Annotated in this window: 15 protein-coding genes; 9 read left to right on the top strand and 6 right to left on the bottom strand. The window is 65.7% G+C overall.

Annotated elements, in window-relative coordinates; translation table 11 throughout:
- Window positions 1-41 precede the first annotated feature (41 nt).
- Window positions 42-3,926, top strand: a complete 3,885-nt coding sequence (locus HNQ40_RS12390) for a hypothetical protein (RefSeq protein ID WP_184678139.1) — start codon at window positions 42-44, stop codon at window positions 3,924-3,926.
- On the opposite strand, the gene bioD is transcribed toward HNQ40_RS12390, so the two are convergent.
- Window positions 3,927-4,781 carry a dethiobiotin synthase gene (gene bioD, locus HNQ40_RS12385; protein ID WP_221435518.1) on the bottom strand — a complete coding sequence of 285 codons (855 nt, stop codon included), beginning with the start codon at window positions 4,779-4,781 and terminating at the stop codon, window positions 3,927-3,929.
- 254 nt (window positions 4,782-5,035) lie between these two features.
- Between bioD and HNQ40_RS12380 the strand changes: the two genes are divergently transcribed.
- The 7 genes from HNQ40_RS12380 (at window position 5,036) to HNQ40_RS12350 (ending at window position 12,250) form a co-directional block, all read left to right on the top strand.
- On the top strand, window positions 5,036-6,004 hold the full coding sequence (locus HNQ40_RS12380; protein WP_184678137.1) for a type II secretion system protein: 969 nt from the start codon (window positions 5,036-5,038) through the stop codon (window positions 6,002-6,004).
- A 47-nt stretch (window positions 6,005-6,051) separates the two neighbouring features.
- Window positions 6,052-6,885 (top strand): flagellin, encoded by an 834-nt coding sequence (locus HNQ40_RS12375; protein ID WP_221435517.1) that lies wholly within the window; start codon window positions 6,052-6,054, stop codon window positions 6,883-6,885.
- Window positions 6,886-7,088: 203 nt separating this feature from the next.
- Window positions 7,089-7,328: a hypothetical protein gene (locus HNQ40_RS12370; RefSeq protein WP_184678135.1), complete on the top strand. Its 240-nt coding sequence runs from the start codon at window positions 7,089-7,091 to the stop codon at window positions 7,326-7,328.
- A 45-nt stretch (window positions 7,329-7,373) separates the two neighbouring features.
- Window positions 7,374-8,654 carry a 3-deoxy-D-manno-octulosonic acid transferase gene (locus HNQ40_RS12365; protein WP_184678134.1) on the top strand — a complete coding sequence of 427 codons (1,281 nt, stop codon included), beginning with the start codon at window positions 7,374-7,376 and terminating at the stop codon, window positions 8,652-8,654.
- Window positions 8,655-8,677: 23 nt separating this feature from the next.
- Window positions 8,678-9,817 carry a glutamate 5-kinase gene (gene proB / locus HNQ40_RS12360; protein WP_184678133.1) on the top strand — a complete coding sequence of 380 codons (1,140 nt, stop codon included), beginning with the start codon at window positions 8,678-8,680 and terminating at the stop codon, window positions 9,815-9,817.
- A 283-nt stretch (window positions 9,818-10,100) separates the two neighbouring features.
- Window positions 10,101-10,931 (top strand): hypothetical protein, encoded by an 831-nt coding sequence (locus HNQ40_RS12355; RefSeq protein WP_184678132.1) that lies wholly within the window; start codon window positions 10,101-10,103, stop codon window positions 10,929-10,931.
- Window positions 10,928-12,250, top strand: a complete 1,323-nt coding sequence (locus HNQ40_RS12350; RefSeq protein WP_184678131.1) for a tetratricopeptide repeat protein — start codon at window positions 10,928-10,930, stop codon at window positions 12,248-12,250. The genes HNQ40_RS12355 and HNQ40_RS12350 overlap by 4 nt, the downstream gene beginning before the upstream one ends.
- Before the next feature lie 259 nt (window positions 12,251-12,509).
- On the opposite strand, the gene HNQ40_RS12345 is transcribed toward HNQ40_RS12350, so the two are convergent.
- The 5 genes from HNQ40_RS12345 to HNQ40_RS12325 all read right to left on the bottom strand — a co-directional run bounded on the left by HNQ40_RS12345 (window position 12,510) and on the right by HNQ40_RS12325 (window position 19,158).
- The gene (locus HNQ40_RS12345) at window positions 12,510-14,588 is read right to left on the bottom strand and encodes a CARDB domain-containing protein (RefSeq protein ID WP_184678130.1); all 2,079 of its coding nucleotides are present in this window, start codon (window positions 14,586-14,588) and stop codon (window positions 12,510-12,512) included.
- 51 nt (window positions 14,589-14,639) lie between these two features.
- Window positions 14,640-15,059 carry an ExbD/TolR family protein gene (locus HNQ40_RS12340; protein ID WP_184678129.1) on the bottom strand — a complete coding sequence of 140 codons (420 nt, stop codon included), beginning with the start codon at window positions 15,057-15,059 and terminating at the stop codon, window positions 14,640-14,642.
- 120 nt (window positions 15,060-15,179) lie between these two features.
- Window positions 15,180-16,988, bottom strand: coding sequence for a S8 family serine peptidase (locus HNQ40_RS12335; RefSeq protein WP_184678128.1), 1,809 nt, complete (start codon window positions 16,986-16,988; stop codon window positions 15,180-15,182).
- Between the two features lie 188 nt (window positions 16,989-17,176).
- Window positions 17,177-18,271: a 3-dehydroquinate synthase gene (gene aroB / locus HNQ40_RS12330; RefSeq protein WP_184678127.1), complete on the bottom strand. Its 1,095-nt coding sequence runs from the start codon at window positions 18,269-18,271 to the stop codon at window positions 17,177-17,179.
- Between the two features lie 116 nt (window positions 18,272-18,387).
- Window positions 18,388-19,158, bottom strand: coding sequence for a hypothetical protein (locus tag HNQ40_RS12325; protein WP_184678126.1), 771 nt, complete (start codon window positions 19,156-19,158; stop codon window positions 18,388-18,390).
- 109 nt (window positions 19,159-19,267) lie between these two features.
- On the opposite strand from HNQ40_RS12325, the gene guaA reads away from it, so the two are divergent.
- The gene (guaA, locus tag HNQ40_RS12320) at window positions 19,268-20,908 is read left to right on the top strand and encodes a glutamine-hydrolyzing GMP synthase (RefSeq protein ID WP_184678125.1); all 1,641 of its coding nucleotides are present in this window, start codon (window positions 19,268-19,270) and stop codon (window positions 20,906-20,908) included.
- Window positions 20,909-20,950 lie beyond the last annotated feature (42 nt).

The raw sequence follows: 20,950 nt of genomic DNA, 5'->3' as shown, positions 1-20,950 counted from the left end.
GATAACCGATATCAAAGGCGAGAACACCCCGTACCCCACGGATGAGCGACGCCCCACCCCCCCAGTCCGAGAAAACACCCGAGCCCGAGGCTCCCAAGGACGCTGCGCCCGCCAAGCGTCGCCCCCGGCCGGGCTGGCGCAGGCGGTGGGCGCTCCGCATCATCCTGGCTTCGCTCCTGCTGGCGCTCATCCCCGTGGTTCTGGCGGTCCACTACACCCGGCCGAACAACCTCCGCCCGCTCATGGAAAAACTCCTGAGCGAGGAGCTCGGCGGCGACGTGAGCATGGCTAAGGCCAACCTCTCCTGGGGCGGGCTGCTCACCCTCGAACACCTCTGGGTGGACGTCCCGAACCTGCCCAAGGAGCGTGACGAGTTCGCCAAGCTCTTCGAGACCGAACGCTTGGCTGTCCAGCTCAACTTCTCCCGCCTCTGGCGTGGCGAGCTGCGGGTCGAGGACATCCAGATCGACCGCCCCCAGCTCCACATCATCGAAGACCTCGACACCGGCGAGCTCAACCTCGAGATGTTCCAGCTGGGCGATGATGACGACGACGGCCCCGACGGCTTCAACCTCACCCTCCCCCCCGCGATCAACCTCAACGCCGCCCGCGTCCGCTTCGCCCAGGTCCAGGCGGGCGAGTTCAAAACCATCGAAGCGATCCGCCTCAAAGGCGAGCTCCGCGAGAACCCCAACCAGGACAGCCTGTTCGACTTCGAGCTATTGCAGTACGACAACGAAGCCCGCGTCGACGCCAAGCTCACCGGCAGCCTCAACACCGACACCCCGTCTTTGAACCTGAACCTCGATGGCTTCCGCATCGACGCGTCCCACCGCCAGCTCGTCCCCGCGGGTTTTCGCACGCTCTGGGACCAGCTGCAACCGACCGGCAAGCTGCCCAGCCTCTCGATCCACATGGACGCCAACGAGCAGGGCCGGCTCCAGCTCGACGAAGCGATCCTCGAACTCGACAACGTCGCGATCACCCCGCCCTACGAAGAACTCGGCCGCGCCCCGTCGCCGCCCGAGCAGGGCATGCCGTACAACCCGCGCATGACCGAGGTCAGCGGCCGATTCATCGTCCGCCGCGATTCGGTCCGCGTGGAAGACTTCACCGGCAACATCGAAGGCATCCGCTACTACGCCTCGGGCACCTGGGGCTTCGACCCCGAATCGAAAGGCATGATCGCGGTCTCGACCGACCCGTTCACGCTGGACGAAGACCCCAAGTTCCTCGCGTCGCTGCCCATGGTCGGCGTGAGGATCTTCGAACGCCTCCGCCCCAGCGGGAAGTTCCAGGCGTCCACCAAATTCGAACGCAAGCCCGGCGAGTCCGTCGAGGTCAGCGGCGTCATCAAGCTGCTCCAGGCCCGGGGGATGTATCACAAGTTCCCCTTCCCCATCCACAACATGCGTGGCGTGATCACGTTCGACCGCGACACCGTCCGCATCGACAACCTCAGCGGCGACGGGCCCAACGGCGGCACGGTCACGATCAACGGCGAGATCAGCCCCCCCGCCGACGGCGCGGCGGTGCGCATCGCGGTGGAGGCACGCGGGGTCCCGTTCGACGACGCGATCAAGAACGCGTTCAGCGAGAAACGCCGCAAGGGCGTGGAGATGTTCTTCGACCCCGAGATGTACGCCGCGTTGGTCGAGGAGCAAGTCATCCGGCCCTCGCCGAAGGACGACGAAGCGGGCGACACCGAGCCGGTCGATATCGCCGCGATCGAGGTGGACCCGGAGCTGCCGCCGGTCTTCGACATGGGCGGTCCGGTCGATGTGGACGTGCTGGTGGACCGGGCGTTTGGCCCCGACTCGAAGTACACCACCACGGTCTCGATCGACGCCAGGGGCGTGAGCGCCTTGTTCCGCCACTGGCCCTACCCACTGACCGGCAAGTCCGGCACGATCGTCGTCGGCCCCGGCGGCATCACGCTCAACGAGCTGGTCATGGAAAGCCCGACCGGCGGCGTCGGCACGCTCAACGGCAAGATCGGCCAGGAATCCAAGAACGCCCCGATGATCCCGGACCTGGTGATCAGCGACGCCGACCTCCCGATCGACAAGCTGCTGCTGCACTCGATCCGGACCGAGCAACGGCAGACCGTGATCGACCTGTTCCCCGAGGGCCGACTTACCGGCCGCTCCACCGTCACCCGCCCCGACCCCGAGGGCGATACACAGTGGCGCGTGTTTGCGGATGTGGTCAACGGCACGCTCCGCCCGTTCGACGGGGACTACCGGCTCTCGGCCGTGGCGGGTAAGTTCGAGCTGGGCAACTACGGCCTGACGCTCAACAACCTCACCGGCCAACGCGGCGATGCCCGCCTCGGGATCACAGGTCACTTCGACTGGGGCCGAGACGAAGACGACTTCCGCCTCGACATCGTCGGCAGCAACCTGCGCGTCGAACCCGCGTTGCTGGACCTGTTGCCCCCCGACGAGCCGATCCGGGAAAAACTGGTCACGCTTCAGGAAAACCACAACCCCGCGGGGAGCGTGGGCGCCGAGCTCCGCTGGGAGAAACTCGATCACGTCTCCCCGGATGCCGAGACGGACAAGACCTACGTCCTGACCGTCGAGCCCGACCGTTTTGGCATGGATTTCAAGGGTGATCGGCTCGAGTTCTCCGACATGGCTGGCACGCTCACGGTCCGGCCCGGCACCATCGACGTCGATCAACTCAGCGCCGAGTTCAGCACCGGCACCACCGAGTTCAACGGGCTCATCGGGCTCGACGGCATCACGCCCACGGCTTTAACCCTCGCCGCGACCGCCGACACCCACTGCCCCTACACACGCAAGTTCCTGCCCGCCGCCGCGGTGGACGTGCTCAACGGCCTCGAGGTCACCGGCGACTACCGCCTCTCCGATGCCCGGCTCCTCCACCGCCCCGCCCCGCAGCCCGGCCAGACCTCGCTCGAACTCGACGCCCGCATCGACCTGATCGACACCAACCTCCAGCTGGGCGTGCCCCTGACCCACCTCCAGGGCAAGCTCGACGCCCGCATCCGACAGTTCCCCGGCCAGTCCAAGCCGTTGATGGCTTTCGATCTGTACGCCGACGAACTCCGCGCCTCGGAGCGACGCATCGCACCGCTGACGGTGAACCTGGCCAACACGCCGCAGGACACCGGACACCTGCGCTTCGACCCGATGCTCGGGGGCGTGTACGGCGGCATTCTGGTTGGGGCGGGCAGCATCCCGCTCGACAAGGAGGGCAGCTACCGCTTCGACCTGACCCTCAGCGATGTCGAAGTCGAACCGTTCCTCAAGCCGGCGATCGCCGACCCCACCCACCCCGACTCGCCCACGGTGTTGTCCGCCAAGAGCGCTGCCGCCAACGACACCCCGCCGGATCGGGACTTATCGCCCGTGCCGTTTTCAGCGATGGACCGCGACCTGTCGACGGGCCTGCTCTCCGCCAGCCTCACCATCGAAGCTCCGCTGTCGGACGCGACCGCCCGCCGCGGACGCGGGGCACTGCTCATCACCGATGCCCGGCTCATCGACAAGCCGCTGAGCACCGCCCTGCTTCGGGCGAGCAACCTCACGCTGCCTTCGGGGGCGCCGCTCGAATCGGCCAGCGCCCGCTATCTGGTCGAGGGCCATACGGTGCGCTTCGATGAACTGTCCCTGGCGGGGCCAAGCCTGACCATCGCCGGGGCGGGGACGATGAAACTGCCCGAGACCGACCTGAACCTGGTGATGGTGTCCCGCAACACCGCGGCCCCGCGGCTGGGTCCCGTGTCGGACCTCGTGAACCTGTTCAAAGACGAACTGCTGGCGATCCGCGTCACCGGCACGCTCGAATCTCCGCAGACCAATGTCACCAGCCTCGGCGGATTGCAACGCGGCTGGCAAGACTTGTTTGGCGGTCTGGGTGCCACGATCGACACCCGCGACAACCTCGTCGATGAATAATCACACCGCCCCGTCGCGCGACCGCCGGCCGAAGCCCACGCCCGCCCGTCGCTCGCTGCTCCCGCTGAACGCGTTCGTCGCGGAAGCCTCGGGCACCCTCATCAGGTCCATCCAGTTCACCTGAGCGGCGGCCATGACCACCGAGGGATCGAGCTTGCCCCGGGCCGGGTTGACGCCGCGCCCCTTGGGCAGGGTCGCCAAGACCTTCACGCCGGTGAGCCGTTCGAGCCAGTCTCGGTTCGTTTCGATCGACGGGTCGGCCGAAGCCACGACCGGGTCGCGGTCCAGCCCGTTGATGACCAGCCCGCTCACCCGGCAGCCCGCCTGCCGCAGGAGTTCAACGGTCATCACCGTGTGGTTGAGCGTGCCGAGGTTGGGGCGGCACACCACGATCACCGGGTAGCCGATGTCCATCGCGAGTTGGCCGACCATGTAACGCGGGTTGCGTGGGTCCAGGGGGACCATCAATCCGCCGACGCCTTCGACGATGACCGCTTCGCTGGCTTCATCGAGGCGGGTGAGGCTGCGCGACAGGGCCGACCAATCCACCTCTTGCTGTTCCAACTCCGCCGCGGCGGCAGGGGCGACCGGCGTGCGGAAGCGTATCGGGTTGATCACGTCCAACGGCAGCCGGCAATCGGCGAAATGGGCCAACGCCTCGGCGTCCTCGTTCACCAGGCCCTCGCGGTCACGGCGACAGCCCGAGGCCAGGGGCTTGAGGACCCCCAGCTTGATCCTTCGGTGTTGTTCCCGGAGGACGGCGGCGATCGCACAGGTCACCACCGTTTTTCCCACTTCCGTGTCGGTACCGGTCACAAACAATCCGGGCTTACTCAGAGATGGGCACTGCAACATCGCGAGCATCATACCGGCAAGGCCCCAAATCGCGTCGGTAATTTTTGTGCTTAAGCACATGAAACCTCTGGATCTGCACCTGGTTCGGATCAGATTCCTGCCGGAAATCACATCCTCTGTCGCCGTTTACTACTCCGCCACGACCAACAGGGCCGCTACTCAGGAAATTGTGGCCGGGGGACTTGCATTGAGATTTCATCTCAGTATCATCCGCTCATTAGAGAGTGAGATTTATTCTCAAAACAGGAGTATCCATGCTTTCCGCCCCCCGACGTTTCGCTTCCCCCGCCCAGACCATAAGTCCTAAAGGCTTTACCCTCATCGAGTTGCTGGTGGTCATCAGCATCATCGCCCTGCTGATCGGCATCCTGCTGCCCGCGCTCGGCGCCGCACGGAGCTCGGCGAAATCCATCGCCAACCTGTCCAACCTCCGACAGATCGGGATCGCGACCGTCGCTTACACCACCGAGCAAAAAGGCTACTACCCCATGCACTCGTCCTCGACGAGCACTTCGTCGGTGGGAGGCACAAAGCCGCGCTGGGCTGACTATCTGTATCCGTACATGAACAACACCGACATCTTCCTCAGCCCCAACCTCGACGCCCGGGAGATCGCCTCGGGATTCACCAAAGCCTTCTTCCACCAGTACAGCGACACCCCCGCTCACCTTGCGGCACTGCCCAGCATCACGCCCGTGGCTTCCGCCAATCCGCCCGCCTCCGGTGAAGAAGCCCGCCACGGCGGCTACGGCTACAACTTCCAATACCTCGGTAACGCCCGGCCCACGCCGACCTACCACGCCCGCGCCAGCCGCGATGTACTCGCGGCCTCGGAAACCGTGGCATTCGGCGACACCACCGGTTCGCGGGACGGAAGCTCGGCAAACGATCCCGGGGATGGCGGAGCGGCGGTCTACGCCCTGGACCCGCCGATCGGTTCGATCAACTACGGCTCCAAAGGCAACGGCAAAGGGGTCGGCTCGGGCTACGCCTACTACGAAGGCGGCGACGATGAAAACGCGGGCTCGGGGAGCTATGACCCCGAGTTTGAATACGACTACCGCTCCGCCCCGGCAACCCGCAACTCCGGTGACACCGCAGGCTTCACGTTTGCCGACGGTCACGGCGAAGCGCTCGGCCGAGACATCATCGATGACTACAACGGCGACGGCACCGCGGACAACGGCTACTGGAACGGCCGGGGCAACGCCTCGCTCCGCTAAGCGACCCGCATCGCTCCGGGGTTCGGACTCGAAAACCCTGGCAAACCTTGCCGTTTGTAACGCCCCACCTCTTCTGGCCCGGCCCGGATTATCCGGCCGGGCTGGTTTTTGCGCCCGCCAAATCGTTGATTATCGGCGTGATGGTGGGAGCCTCCAATTCGATCAGCAACCTCTCGGCCACGCTCGGGCGTCTGGGCAACGCGTTTCAGCGGGTCCAGGGCAGCACCGCGCCGCTCGCAACCGGGCAGCGCATCAACCGCGCGGCGGACGACCCGTCGGGTTTGATTTCCTCGGAAAACCTCGCCGCGGTGCTTGAGGCTCTGGAAGCCGAGGCGTACACGCTGCGTCGGGTGGACACGATTGCCAGCACAGCCGACGGCTACCTCTCCGCTGCGTCGGATCTGTTGGTAGTCAACGCCGGGCTCGAGGTGCAACTCTCCAACACGGCGGGCCTCGCCCCGGGTGAGGCCGAAGCACTCAGGAACCAGTTCGCCGCGAATCAGCAGGCCGTCACCCGCATCACTAACTCCGCGGCGTTCAACGGCGTCAAGCTCTTCAACGGCACCTACTCGCTCCAGGTCGGCGGCGGCCGACTCGAGCTGCCCAACCTCGCCAGCTCGGTGCCGACCCAGCAGGCCTTGGCCACCCTCCGCGGCGAGATCGGGGCGTTTCAGAAAAACATCGTGAGCAGCCGGCTGCAGGTGGTCGAGCAGACCATACAGAGCACCGCTCAGACACGGTCGATGATTCGCGACACCGACTACGCCCAGCAGACCGCGGAACTGCTGCGAAACCAGACCCTGGCTCAGGCCAGCACCGCGGCGGCGGGCATCGCCATGCAGCAGGCGTCCCTGGGCTCCCTGCTCGACATTACGGCCTGATAAACCAAATACCACAAGCGATTTACGCAGAATTCGGGGCATATAAGGTGCTTACCCCGTCGGATTCTGCCCGAAAAGATGGTCGAATGGCTCGCAGGTGGCCGACATAGTCCCCAACGCGTCACCGCCTGCACCCGGCTGCTTTGGACGTATCGCCGGGAATCACCGCCGCAACGATGCGGCCCCGTACGGAGTGAACCGCCATGGTGAACCAGCAACAAGTTGACCGTCTCACCGAAGAACTCGAAGACCTCCGCGGCGCGGTGGTCCGAGATGGCCAACAGATGTCCGACCGCGTCGAAAAGCTGCTCCGCGAAGCCCGCGAGCTCCACCAGGAGTCGCACGGCACCGCTTTCGAGCCCGCCCTGCGCAGCGTCGAAAACCTCCTGGGCTGCGTGCAGCGCGGCCTCCTGGCCAAGTCCAGCCTCCGCAAAGCGGGCTGACCGCCCTTCCGCCGAAACCCAAGGCCTGACTTATACTCGTCGCCCATGGGAATCGGACGCGACATCCTCTACGGCGCTGGTGCGCTGGTCACCTCACCCCTCTGGGGGATCAGTCTGCTGCGCACCGGTAAGTGGCGCACCGACTGGGCCGGTCGGTTCGGCAAAGCCGCTTGCGGCGTAGCACCCGACCGCGGCGAACAGTCAACGCGCAAACGCCTGCTGATCTACGGCGTGTCCGTCGGCGAGGTCAACCTCGTCCGCAACCTCGTGGCCGAGCTTGAACAGGTCGAAGGCCTGGAACTGGTCATCGCCGCGTCCACGAACACCGGCTTCGCCCGCGCCACCGCGCTCTATGCCGACCGCCACGCGGTGCTTCGATTCCCCTACGACTTTTCCTTCGCGGTCAACCGGTTTCTCGACGCCGTGAAGCCCGACGCGGTGGCTTTGGTCGAGCTGGAGCTCTGGCCGAACTTTATGGACGCCTGTGCGGAACGCGATCTACCGGTCGCGGTGGTCAACGGCCGGCTAACCGCCCGCAGCTTCAAGGGCTATCGCAAGATCCGCCGACTCATCGGTCCCGCGTTTGCCAAGGTGTCTTTCGCCGCGGTGCAAACCGCGGACTATGCCGAGCGTTTTATCGCACTGGGTACACCCGAAGACCGGGTGCAGGTGTTCGACACGATGAAGTGGGACACCGCCGTGGTCGAGGACACGGTCGCGGGGGCTGAGCAACTCGCCGAAGAACTCGGGATCGACCGCAGCAAGCCGTTGGTCGTCGCGGGGTCGACCGCGCCGGGTGAAGAGCAGTTGCTGCTCGACGCCTGCCCACCGGACGCCCAGCTACTCATCGCGCCCCGCAAGCCCGAGTGGTTCGATGACGTGATCAAGGCCGCCCCCGATGCGGTGCGACGCACCGCCAAGCAGCCCGCCCCCGACGGCCAACGCGTCTTCCTGCTCGACACCATCGGCGAGCTGCGTATGGCCTACAGCCTCGCGGACGTGTGCGTCGTGGGACGCAGCTTCACCGGCGAGCTCTACGGCTCGGACATGATGGAGCCCATTGCGCTGGGCAAGCCCACGATCATCGGCCCGCACTTTTCCGACTTCGCCGACACCATGAAAGCCCTGACCGACGCCGGTGGCATCGTGGTCAGCGACCGCCCGTCGGACGCGATCGCGGAGTTGCTGAAAAACAAAACCATGGCCGCCGAACTCGCCGACGCGGGCCGCGCGGTTATCCTGTCACGCCAAGGCAGCACGAAGCGTCACGCCGACATGCTGTTGGGTTTGTTGCAACTCGAATCACAAACAACCCCGGGTCATTGACCCGGGGCTAAAGTTGAATCTTTATGTCCTCGACTGATTTACGACAATCCGTCATCCGCGACGCCAAGCAGGTCGTGGTCAAGATCGGCACCCAGCTGATCACCGGCGGCACCGCCAAGAAGGCCCTGCCCGCGGTCGACCTCGACTTCATCGCCGACGTCGCACGCCAGATCGCGGAACTGGCCGACGCCGGCGTGCAGGTCACGCTCGTGAGCAGCGGCGCGATCGGTGCCGGTTGCGTCGAGATGGGCCTGGACAAACGGCCGACCGACGTCGCCGAGCAGCAAGCCGTGGCCGCGATCGGCCAGCGGGCGCTGATGACGTACTGGCACGACGCGCTCGCCAAGCACGGCCTGGGCGTCGGGCAGGTCCTGCTCACCCGGGCCGACTTCGACGACCGCCTGCGCTTCCTGAATATCCGCAACTGCGTGACCAAGCTGCACGAGATGAAGTGCATCCCCGTGCTCAACGAAAACGACACCGTCGCGGTCGAAGAGATCCGCTTCGGCGACAACGACCTGCTTGCGGCACTGATGTGCTCGGCCCTGCGGGCCCAAGTGCTCTTGCTGCTCACCTCCGTGGACGGCCTGCTCGACGGCAGCGGCAAAGTCATCGACCGCGTCGACAACGTCCTCGACCAGCTCCAGCACGTCCGCCAGGACAAGAGCACCTGGGGCAGCGGCGGGATGCAGACCAAGCTCGAAGCCGCCCGCGTTGTCACCGAATCGGGCGAGCTCGCGGTGATCGCTTCGGGCAAGCAACCCGACATCATCCGCCGGGTCTTGTCGGGCGAAGCCAACCTCGGCACCGTCTTCGCCCCGGCGGTGCGTTCGCTGGACAGTCGCCGGCGCTGGATCGGCCTCACCGCCCGCCCCGCCGGCGCCATCACCCTGGACCCCGGGGCCGCCGAGGCGATCAGCCAAAAGAGTAAGAGCCTGCTCGCCGCCGGCGTCCGCGACCTCACGGGCCGATTCGAGCGGGGCGACGTCGTCATGCTCCGTGATCCCCACGGCAAAGAGATCGCCCGCGGCCTGACCAACTACTCCGCCGATGAACTGCGACTCATCCAGGGCAAGCGGTCCAACCAGATCGCCGGCATCCTCGGCAAAGCCGCCTACAAGGCCGTGGTCCAACGCGAGCACCTGGTGCTGCTTGGGGCCTGATCCCGTTTTGTGTTTAGCGGGCGATCGCGAAGCGTCCCGCGTGGGTTGTAAATGCGCTGAACGGGGACGCTTCGCGTCACCCGCTAAACGGTATGGAACGCCGCAGCGTCCGATAGCTTCCCGCCTATCTCTCGCCCAGCCGTTACACGGCAACAAACACGCACAACTTGCGATCTCTTCCTAAACCGCACGACCCGCAAGGTCGATAGGTCCGAGGGGAGCTCAGGTCTGGATCGTGCCCGCGTGGGCCGACGCCTGATGAACCCTTCCAGGAGTCCGGGTCGTGAACCCCATCACCACCGAACAACACGACACGCTCGAACGCCTCCGGCACATGGCCCTGAACGGCCGACTCGCCGAAGCCGAGCTCGAGTTGCACGACTGGTGCCGCAAAGACGCCCCGGTCGAAGCCCGCGTGTTGCTCGCCGCCCTGCTGGCCCGGCGTGACGACTTCGCCGCCGCCCGTGAAATCCTGGGTGATCCCCAACGCAGCCAACCCCACACCATGAACGCCGAGCAGGCCAAGCTCGCGGTGTCGGTGCTGATCGGCTGCGGCCTGCAGGACGACGCCCGTCGGCTCGCCGCCTGGCTTTACCACCTGCACGGGGACCAAGACGAAATCTCGCAGTGGATCGCCGTGATGGACGTCCCCGGGCTGACCGCCCTGCCGGCCGTGCCCGACGCGACGGTCGAACGCCTCGCGTCCGAACTCACCGCCCAACCCGAGGCCGTGCCCTCGCTGGTCTACGCCATGCAGCACGCCCCGCGGACCCGCCCGATCTCGCTGCTACGTGCCGCGATCGCCCGGATGACCCGCGAGTTCGAAGGGCACGAACTGATGTCCACGCTGACCAAGGCCCTGGCCGAATTGGCCTACCTCATCGGCGACGAAGACGACGCCCGCCGCTGGGCACACAAGACGCTCCGCATGGACCCATACAACGCCTCGATGGCGCTGTTGCTCGGCAAGCTGCCGGATGACGAAGCCGTCGGCCCGACCGCCCAGCAAACGCTCAAGCGTGTGGCCCTGAAATTCCCGGGCTACCCGGATGTCCAGGCCGCCTACCAGAAACGCGTCGAACTCGATCGCAACGCGGATCGGAGGGTTGCATGAAACATCAGCGATCCCATCACGAAGACATCGCCCAGGCACTGGACCACGCCCAGCTCGCGTTGGCAGGCAACCTGCTCGAAGACGCCCTGCGTCACGTGCGTGCCGCGCTCGAACTCGACCCCGATCACGCCGAGGCCCGTGTGCTCGAAGCCCGCATCAGGCTTCGCCGTCACGAGCCGCGCCTCGCCTTGACGGCGCTTGACAACCGCGACCACGCCGCCACCGCCAATCCCGACCCGACCGATTCCGCCCGTCCGGACGTGACCATGCTCCGGGCGACCGCGCTGGCCGCCAAGGGCAAGATCGATTTGGCGGTCACGCTGATGGAATCGCTGGCCAAAGACTTCCCGGATGACGCGGGCGTCCTGCGTGCCCTGGCGGGGATGCAGATCAAAGACGACCGCAAGGACGACGCCGCTCAGACGCTGATGCGGGTGACCGAACTCGAGCCGCAGGACCACGCCGCCCGTCGGCTGCGTTCGGACATGCTGGCCGGGACCGATCCCGTCGCCGCGCTCGAAGCGTTGGGCAAGATCGATGCGAACAACCGCGGCCGGGCCGCCCGCCTGTGCCGTCAATCCGACCGGATGGCCGAAGCCGAAATGCATTACGACAAACTGCTGGACACCCTCAACGCGGAAGGCACCCCCGGTGCGGACCTGCGTCGCGAGGCCGCCGACGTCGCCGAGACGATGGGCGAGAACCACAAGGCGCTGGACCGCTTGGCCGGCGTGATCGAACTGGGTGAACCCAACGATGCGGACGCCGCCGAGGCGTGGCGCCGCACCGGCCGGCTGCACCTGAACGCGGGGCGGTGGGGAGAATCCGCCCGGGCTTACCTCAACGCCACCCGGCGATGCGACGAAGACGCCGAGGCGTGGGCGGGTCTGGTGACCTGTGCCCACATCGCCGGACGCAAGCGCCTGATGAACCGGGCCGACCGCAAACTGCGGGCGCTGACCACGCGTGAGCAGCGCCGCAACCTGCTCGCCAAGCTGTACCCGCACATGGTGGGCGCCCCCGACCAGGTGGTCCCCGAAGCCGCGCAGGCCCACTCACCGCTTCAGCGACTGCTGGCCGACGCGTCGGTGGTCATGCGTAAGACTGCGGCCAAGTTCCCCAACCGCGCCGATGTGCACTACCACCGCGCGGTGTGCGACCTGTCGCGTGGCGAGTCCGCCGATGCCGGGAACTGGGTCCAGGAAGCGTTGAAGATCAACCCGAACTACGCCGCCGCGCAAACCCTCGCCGAACGAGTCGGCGTTGGATCGACCGACGAATCCGAAAGCGTCTTCCTCCCTCTCGAAGAAGACATTTGATGCACCAATGCCCGAGGGTATCGGAGGGGATACCTTCGGGCAGGTGCCATCAATTCAAACTTTTGCCGTCACCCATGGGTGATGCCTTAACGCCTCCCCGCCGGGGGAGGTGGCCCGCGAAGCGGGACGGAGGGGGCACTCAGCATTGCGCTGTGGCAGGGTACTCACGTTCCCCCTCAGCCGCCTTCGGCGACAGCTCTCCCGAGGGTGGAGCGGTTGATAGCACTTAAATCCGCACGCTGTTCTTACCGCGGACGAGTCACGATCCGCCCTCTTCCTTCTTCTCTTCCTCCGGCGGATCGCTATCGCCAAGGAGGATCGTGAGTTCGATCGGGAAGGGCTTGGTGATCTCTTGGAGACTTTTGCCGGTGGCCTTCCATCGGTAGAGGCTGGACAGTAACGGTCCGTCGACGTTGTCGAAGCCGGTGGAGGTGATGAACGCGGCCTCGAGGACGGTGCCGTCGGGGTCGAAGGTGATGACGACTTTGGGGTTACGAGGAAGGGCGAAGCGAGCCGCGGCCGACCACTGGGGGCGGAAGGTTTTGATCTCGATGCCGGGGCCGACGAGCACCTGCCCGGGGCGGACGGACTTGGCTTGGATCAGCGTGGTGGGATCGACCTCGCGGTCGGAGCGCGGGGCGGAGGTGGGCTTTTCGCCCTGCTCCTGCGACGCCACGGTCGGCGGGCTTTCCGGGGGCGATTGGGGCGAGGTGGGGTTGGGTTGTGCGATGCCGGGCGAGTCCTGCGTTGAATCGCCGGTCTGATCGACGGCACCGGGGGCCGCGTTGGGCAGCTCGCCGGCGTTGTCGGTGTCGACCGGATCTACGGACGTGTCGGCGGTCTGGCGCGAAGCGGGGGTCTGGGCGTCGGCGGGGTTGGGCGTCGGCGGCGCGGGCGGCGGGGCGACCACGGCCGGGTTGCCGGTGTCTTCGGGGTCGCGTTCGAGCGGGGCGTTGGGCGTGGGGTCGACCTTGTCCTGCAGGATGGGCTGGAGCGTCACCGACTCGCGGGCCAGCAGTTCCTGGAAATCGTCGTGGGCGATCCAGGCGACGGTCACGCGGGCGGGCTCGTCGTCGCGTCCCAGCTTGAGCTCGTCGGGCTTCTCCGCTTCGACTTCCTGCTTGATCACGATCGGCATGGCCAGTGCGTTGTTGCCTGCGTAGTCCCCCTCGGCGATGTCGTTCTCATCGTCGGCGACCACGATCAGATACATCGTCGGCGACAAGACCATCTCCGGCGAGATGACGAACTCGTGCGGCCCGCTGCGATAGGCCCCGCCGCCGGGCAGCTCGCCGGGGTAAGCGCCGCGTGGTTGGCTGATGAGCATGACGTCGTCGTCGGACACCTCGTCGTCCGCCGACCAGTACACGCGGTCGCCCCAGAGCAGGTCGGGCGCGGCGAGCGGGCTGCGGTTGACCACATCAAAATGCAGCACAGTTGGCTCGCCCACGGTGATTTGGTTCTCGCCCGAAGAAAGTTTGATATTGCGCGGGGCCAGGTCGGGGTGCGTCGCCGGCTCGATGCGGAGGGGCGTGACGAACGGCTCGGCGTTCGGGGCTCCGCTCTCGACGATGATGTGGTAAGTCCCCGGCGCTACGCCCAAGGGGATGCGTAAATCGAACGGGCCGACTTCGCTGCTTTGGCCCGGAGCCAATGGACGACGCCGTGGGACATTGAGAAGCACCAGGTCTTCACCCGAAACCTGCTCGTCGGGCGAGAGCACCACGCGGTCTATCCAGCCGCCCTTAGCCCACCCCGCAAATGGGCTGTTACGCAGCGTATAGCCAACGGACGTGGTCCCGCCGGCATAGGCCTTCGCGGCGACATCCACGGAGTCGATCTTGATCTGGGCGGGCGTTTGCGACTCCACCCAGATCGAGGTGGATGCGGTGACCTCCGCGGCGTTGTCCGCCTTAGCCGTGGCCACGATGAATCGCGGCCCATCGTGACCTTCCAACGCGGTCACCTGGAAACTTCCTTGCATCGACTGCCCCGCAGCGATCTCGTTGAAACCGGTCTGGGGCAAAGGATCATCGCGCGCCTCGGCATGAAACGGAGCATTCTCAACAAGCCGAGGCGTATCAGACCAGTAGAGCTTCCACGTGGCGTTGGACGCGTTGGCATCACCACGATTAATGATCTCCAGCGAAACCGTCCCGTCCTCCCCGACGACCAACGACTCGGGAGACTGCGTGATCGCGATCTCCAATTCCGTCTGCGTCGGTAGCGTGCTCGATCGGCTGAGCATCGTCGCACCCACCGGGAGCAGTGCTGCGTGCAGAACCACCGCGATCGCCAGGGCGATCAACAACGGCAGGATGGAGTCGGGGTGACGCATGGGTGGCCGGGAATCGCTAAGCCGCAAGCGGCTTGCGGTAGGTGGGGATCGTTACTCGGCGTCGGGCGGGCCGACGATGGCGAAGTTCTCCAGCCCCGCCTGCTCGACGCGTTGCAGCAGGTCCCACACGATCGGGCCGCGGTCGGCGGTGCTGTCCTGGGCGAGGCTGACGTACAGCGTCGGGGCGGCGGGGTCGGCCGCGAGGTCACGCAGGAGCGTGTCGAGGGCCGAATCGTCCATCGGCTGCCCGGCGAAGTTGAACCCGCCGTCGGCGTCGATGGTGAGTACCTGGATCGCCTGGCCCGACGGCTGCCCGCCGCCGGTGACCGAGGCCAGGCCGACCGACAACGCGTCGGCCCGGATCATCACGACGAAGCTGTAGATGAAGAAACACAGCAGCAGGAACACCACATCCAGCAGCGGCATCATTTCGAGTCGTGGGCTGTAGTCGTGACGGCGGAGCGTGGGCATCGCTCCATTGTACGGAGCACGCTGCGGGCCATCAGGATTCCGCAGCGCCTGAGCAAAAAGGCCACAAAAAAAGCCCACGCACGATCGTGCGTGGGCTCAACAAAAGCGAAAGCGGAAAGTTCAGGCAACGCGGCGGCGGCGGACGAAGCAGGCCGTGGCCACGAGACCGATCAACATGCCGGTGCCGGGTTCGGGGATCAGCGTGCCCGCCCAGGCGAGGCCGAAGCTGACATCGTTCTGCACGCCGAAGCGCATCTCGTCGTGCACGATCCGCAGCCCGAGGGCACCTTCGACATCGAGTTCGATGTGCAGGTGCTCGACCGAGTTGAAGTCGCTGATGGACTCGGCCAGGAGCGTGGTGAACGTGGAGTCCCATATCTGCAGGTCGAGGTCGGCAAACGCGTTATCCGAGGCGTTGAACGCGTCGATCGACGATCGATCACGGAACCAGGTCAGCGTCGCGGTGAAGTCGGTGCCGGCTTCGAACGTCGAGCTGAGAACGATATCGGTGGAGTTGCCCGCCCCGCCAGTGACCGAGGCAAAGTCCCAACCGTGACCGAAGGCGCTGGTGCCGCCGGAAATCCCGACGATGTCGGTTTCACCGGTCAGGTACTGGTCGAAGGTGGCGTCCATGTTCAAGCCGCCTGCGCCGGACTCGAAGTCCAGTGACTGGGTGGTGGTCACGACGCCGGCCACGTCGGCCTGTCCGTTGTCCCACGCCGAGCCATCGTTCTGACGGACCTTGTCGGCCGCGTTGAGCAGGGTGGCTTTAATCACGCGGGTGTCGTGGGCGGCGCTGGGCAGCGCCGAGCCGCTGGCGCTGCCGGTGGCGACGTTGGCCGCGTCGTGCATCAGTGCGATCGCACCGGCGGTGGTCGGGGCAGCGAAGCTGGTGCCGGCGACAAACGGGCTGTAGAGGCTGTTCCCTGCGGATGCGGTGCCCCCGGTGTTGCCGCCGGTAGTGCCGCCGTAGAACGCGAGCGTCAGGGTGTCGCCGGGGGCGGCGATATCCACGGGAGCACGGACGCCGGGCGAGACCGATTGGGACGGGTCGTCGTAGTCCTGCGGGCCTCGGCTGGAGAACGCCGCCATCTGGTCGTAGTTGTCGCTGCCGTCGTTGGCCAAGGCACCGACGGTGATCGAGTTGTAGCCCGAGCCCGCGCCGCCGACGGTGTTGGCGGTCGGCCCGGCATTGCCCGCCGAGAAGACCATGGTGCTATTCGGGTTGGCGTTGGCCAGTCCGTCGATCTGCACGGTAAAGAAGCTGTCGCCCTCGGGGTCGGTGAACCCCCAGGAACTGTTGATCACATCCGCGGTGCCGAAGCCGGTCACGCCGGAAGCAAACGGGGTGTAGAAGCTCGTGGCGTTGATGCTGAAGCCCAGCGAATAAGGCGAACCTGTCCAGCTGGTCGCGATCGCGCCCGAGCGCAGGTCGGTGCCCGTGGCGATGCCGCTGGCGACGTTGTCTCCTGCGGGGCGTCCGCCGATGGCTTGCCCGACCCAGGTGGCGTGGCGATCGAAGTCGCCGTTCTGTCCGCCGAGCCCGGCGTCGACGTATTGGGTGACGTGGGTCAGCGAGGTGTGGCCCGCCCCCGTGCCCCAGACGTGGCCCGCTTCGATGTTCGACGCGATGGTGCCCCCGCCGGTGTACCCAGCGTTATAGAACCGGTTTGCGCCGATCAGGTTGTTCACCGCAGAACCCGAGAACGTGCCGCCCACGCTCGTCACAAAGTTGCTGCTGGCTTGGACGGTGTAGTTTTCATCCACCGTGTAGGTCACCGCACCCGACGCTGAAGTCGAAGTCTGCGCCCGGGCTTGGATGCTGTAGCTTTCATCAACGGAATATTCGAGTGGGCCCGCCGCCTGGGCTTGCCCGCCCAAACAACTCAAAGCAATACCCGCCGCCAACACCGCAGTGGAAGACTTCAACCCATGCTCCAATCTCATCCCTGACTCCTCGCTACTGTTTGGGGGCAGCTCTCCGCTGCCCAGCCCCGTGAAAATATGATTCTCAGAAACACTCCGAACCATCATCCTTGTGGTTCAAAGCATCATACCGATACGCCCTAGGGATACCAGCAAAAAATATCAGGGTTTACCTGAAGCCAACGGCATTTTCACTTGCGCACAACATCCCACGCCGCGATCACCTCGTCGGCCGTGGCGTCGCCGATGATCTCGATCTGTCCCATCTGCACCGGCAGGACCAGGCGGATCTTGCCCCCGCGGACTTTCTTGTCCATCGACATGGTCTTGAGCAGCATGATGTCCGGGGCAAGGTAATCCGACGACGTGGGCAGCCCCACCGCTTCGCAACCCGCGATCACCCGATCCAACAGACTGGCTGGGCAGAGCTTACGGTTCACCGCGAAGGCGGTCGCCGCGACCATACCCAGTGAGACCGCCTCGCCGTGCTTGTACTTCGTGCCGTATTGCGAGGTCGCTTCGATGGCGTGGGCGAAGGTGTGACCGAAGTTCAGGTGCGCCCGTACGCCGGCTTCCTTCTCGTCTTCCATGACCACCGACGCTTTGATCTCCACGTTGCGTCTGACCAGCTCGACCAGCGTGGGCATATCCAGCGAAAGGATCGGGTCGGCGTTATCCACAATCCAGTCGAATAACGACGCGTCGCGGATCACGCCGTGCTTCAGGCATTCCGCCAGTCCGCACCGCAGCTCACGCTCGCTGAGCGTGGTTAACACCTCGGGGTCGATCACCACCCGCGACGGCTGGTGGAACGCGCCGATGAGGTTTTTGCCCTGGGGCACGTTGACGCCGGTCTTCCCGCCGACCGACGCGTCGACCATGGCCAGCAGGCTGGTCGGGCACTGAACGAACGGGATACCTCTTAAATAAGTCGCCGCCGCGAAGCCCGCGACGTCGCCGCAGATGCCCCCGCCGAGGGTGACCAGGGCGTGGCCGCGTTCGAGCTTGTTCTCGAGCATGATGTCGTAGAGCGTCCGCACCGTGCCGAGGTTCTTCTTTTTCTCGCTGACGGGGATCACCGCGACGATGGTCTCGACACCCTGGGCCTCCATCGCCTTGGCCACGGGGCGGGCGTGGTGCGGCTCGACGCCCTCGTCGGTGACGAGGACCGCCTTGGTCGCCGAGGGGATCGCCCCACGGACCAGATCGCCCATCTGCATGAGGCAGCCGGGCTCGATGACGATGTCGTAACGGTGATGGGGCAGCGTGAGATCAACGGTGGGCATGGTGCGACAAGGATAGCGGAACGGCAGAACTCGGCACATTTCCCGTTTAGCGGGCGACGCGAAGCGTCCCGTTGTTTACTTTGAACCCGCCGACGCGGGACGCTTCGCTTCGCCCGCTAAACGTCACGCCCCCGATCAAGCTGCTCCAACGCCTCGGCCGGGTCGTCGGGCAGCCCGTTCAACTCCTCGTCCATTTCGGCTTCCCCGGCGTGATCTCGCAGCCGTTCCAACACCCTCTCCCGCTTCGACGCACCCCCGCCCCACCGCTTTCGGCCGAGCATCACCAGAAACAGCAACCCGGTCAGCACCACCACCCCGCCGACCACGACCACGTGTCCGCGACCGCCCGCCCGCCCCGAATCCACCACCGCCGCCGACCGCCCGACAAACACGGGGTAGGTCCGCTCGACCCCGTCCGCGTCGGTGTCCGTCCAGAGCTTGTAGAACCGTGCCGTCAGCCGAACGGTCTGGCCTTCGCGTGGCGGCTGGATTTCCGAATCCGGACTCACCAGATAGACCATCGCGACCGTGTCCGAATCAACCGCAACCCCCCACTCCACCAGCGACTCACCCCAAGGCCCCGATCTCATCGTCCGCAGTTCGCGCTGGCGGCCCGCATAAAAGCCTTTGATATGAAACAACCCGCCGCGGTACGCCGCGGGCGTCTCCAGCAGTCGGCTGTACTGGGGGATCGTGGACCCGGGGATATCGTTTCGCACCGCCTCCGCCGGGTCCCAGCCCGACACACTGGTCAGCAACCCGGTCCAAGCCGGTTCGTCGGGCAGATACCCGTCCTGAGCCGTGTCCAACTGGATCTGCTGGGGCTCGGTCAGCTCGGGGATCGCCCCCAAGCCCATCGTCGTCAGCAGCACGCAAACACTCAGCATCGCTTCATCCTACCGCCTATTTTTCCGCCCATACCGCCCCGCCACCGAAGGCCCGATCTTCCGGTAAACTGTCGGATTCCCCCTACCCACCACCACCAGCCGTGACGCCATGACCGCCACCCCCACCGCCCCCGGAAGCACCCCGACCGACACGATCCCCGACGACGTCTTCACCCTGCCCGCGGGTGTGAAGCAGGTCATCCCGATCCTCGACTTCGGCAGCCAGTACGTCCAGCTCATCGCCCGCCGGGTGCGTGACGCCGGCGTCTACTCCATGCTGCTGGGCCCGCAGGTCACCGTCGAGCAGCTCAAGAAGCTCAACCCCACCGGGATCATCCTCTCCGGCGGGCCGTCCTCGGTCTACGACGAAAACGCCCCCAAACCTGACCCGCGCCTCTTTGAGCTCTGCGTCCCCGTGCTGGGCATCTGCTACGGCATGCAGGTCGGCTGCGAACTGCTCGGCGCGGAAGTGAAGAACGCCGCGTCGCGTGAGTACGGCCGGGCCGAGCTCCGCGTCAACGAGAAGTCCGACCTGTTCAAGGGCGTGCCCGACCACACCAGCGTCTGGATGTCCCACGGCGACCAGGTCAATACCCTGCCCGATGAGTTCGTCGCCACCGCGACCACACCGACCTGCCCCTTCGCCGCGGTCCGCCACAAGGACAAGCCGTTCTACGGCGTGCAGTTCCACCCCGAAGTCACCCACACGCCCCACGGCGGCGACATCCTTTCCAACTTCCTGTTCAGCGCCTGCGGCTGCCGCGGCGACTGGACCATGGCCGACTTCATGGAGAGCGAGTCGAAACGCATCAAAGAACTCGTCGGGGACGACCACGTGATCCTCGGCCTGTCGGGCGGTGTCGATTCGTCCGTCGTCGCGGCCATGCTCGCCAAGTCCATCGGCAAGCAGCTCACCTGCATCTTCGTCGACAACGGCCTGCTGCGCAAAGGCGAACGCGACCTCGTCGAACAAACCTTCCGCGGCCACTTCGACCTCGACCTACGCGTCATCGACGCCGAGAAGCAGTTCCTCGACGACCTTGCGGGCATCGAAGACCCGCAGGAAAAACGCACCCGCATCGGCCACCGGTTTATCGACGTGTTCAAGGACACCGCCGCTCAGATCAAGGCGGAGTTCGAAGACCAGAACACCCAGATCAAGTACCTCGCCCAGGGCACGCTGTACCCCGACGTGATCGAGTCCGGCCACGGCTACGCCGGCACCGCGGCGAACATCAAACTCCACCACAACGTCGGCGGCCTGCCTGAGCAACTCGGCTTCGACCTCATCGAGCCGCTGCGTTCGCTGTTCAAAGACGAAGTCCGCGCCCTCGGCACCGTGCTCGGCCTGCCCGAGAACATGGTCTGGCGCCACCCGTTCCCCGGCCCGGGGCTCGCGGTCCGCGTCCTCGGCGAAGTCACCAAGCCGCAGCTCGACTTGGTGCGCGAAGCGGATGAGATCCTGCTCGAAGAGATCGTCTCCAACGGCCTCTACCGAAAGACCGCGCAGGTCTTCGCCGTGCTATTGCCGGTGAAGGCGGTGGGTGTCATGGGTGATGGCCGAACGCACGAACAAGTCGTCGCGATCCGCGCGGTGGAGTCTCAAGACTTCATGACCGCCGACTGGGCCCGCATCCCGTTCGATGTACTCGCGACGATCAGCAACCGCATCATCAACGAAGTCCGCGGCGTGAACCGCGTGTGCTACGACATCTCGTCGAAGCCGCCGGCGACGATCGAGTGGGAATAAGACCATTCATCATCACCGCGAGGTCGAGCGGCCGCCTATCAT

The organism is Algisphaera agarilytica, from assembly GCF_014207595.1.
Lineage (GTDB): Bacteria > Planctomycetota > Phycisphaerae > Phycisphaerales > Phycisphaeraceae > Algisphaera > Algisphaera agarilytica.
This window is presented reverse-complemented; position numbering and strand designations above follow the sequence as displayed.

Bases quoted from the DNA above. Each gene is read 5' to 3' on its own strand.
- HNQ40_RS12350 (WP_184678131.1), top strand. From the start codon at position 10,928: ATGAAACATCAGCGATCCCATCACGAAGACATCGCCCAGGCACTGGAC.
- HNQ40_RS12390 (WP_184678139.1), top strand. From the start codon at position 42: ATGAGCGACGCCCCACCCCCCCAGTCCGAGAAAACACCCGAGCCCGAG.
- HNQ40_RS12380 (WP_184678137.1), top strand. From the start codon at position 5,036: ATGCTTTCCGCCCCCCGACGTTTCGCTTCCCCCGCCCAGACCATAAGT.
- guaA (WP_184678125.1), top strand. From the start codon at position 19,268: ATGACCGCCACCCCCACCGCCCCCGGAAGCACCCCGACCGACACGATC.
- HNQ40_RS12365 (WP_184678134.1), top strand. From the start codon at position 7,374: ATGGGAATCGGACGCGACATCCTCTACGGCGCTGGTGCGCTGGTCACC.
- proB (WP_184678133.1), top strand. From the start codon at position 8,678: ATGTCCTCGACTGATTTACGACAATCCGTCATCCGCGACGCCAAGCAG.
- HNQ40_RS12325 (WP_184678126.1), bottom strand. From the start codon at position 19,158: ATGCTGAGTGTTTGCGTGCTGCTGACGACGATGGGCTTGGGGGCGATC.
- HNQ40_RS12370 (WP_184678135.1), top strand. From the start codon at position 7,089: ATGGTGAACCAGCAACAAGTTGACCGTCTCACCGAAGAACTCGAAGAC.
- aroB (WP_184678127.1), bottom strand. From the start codon at position 18,271: ATGCCCACCGTTGATCTCACGCTGCCCCATCACCGTTACGACATCGTC.
- HNQ40_RS12345 (WP_184678130.1), bottom strand. From the start codon at position 14,588: ATGCGTCACCCCGACTCCATCCTGCCGTTGTTGATCGCCCTGGCGATC.
- bioD (WP_221435518.1), bottom strand. From the start codon at position 4,781: ATGTTGCAGTGCCCATCTCTGAGTAAGCCCGGATTGTTTGTGACCGGT.
- HNQ40_RS12340 (WP_184678129.1), bottom strand. From the start codon at position 15,059: ATGCCCACGCTCCGCCGTCACGACTACAGCCCACGACTCGAAATGATG.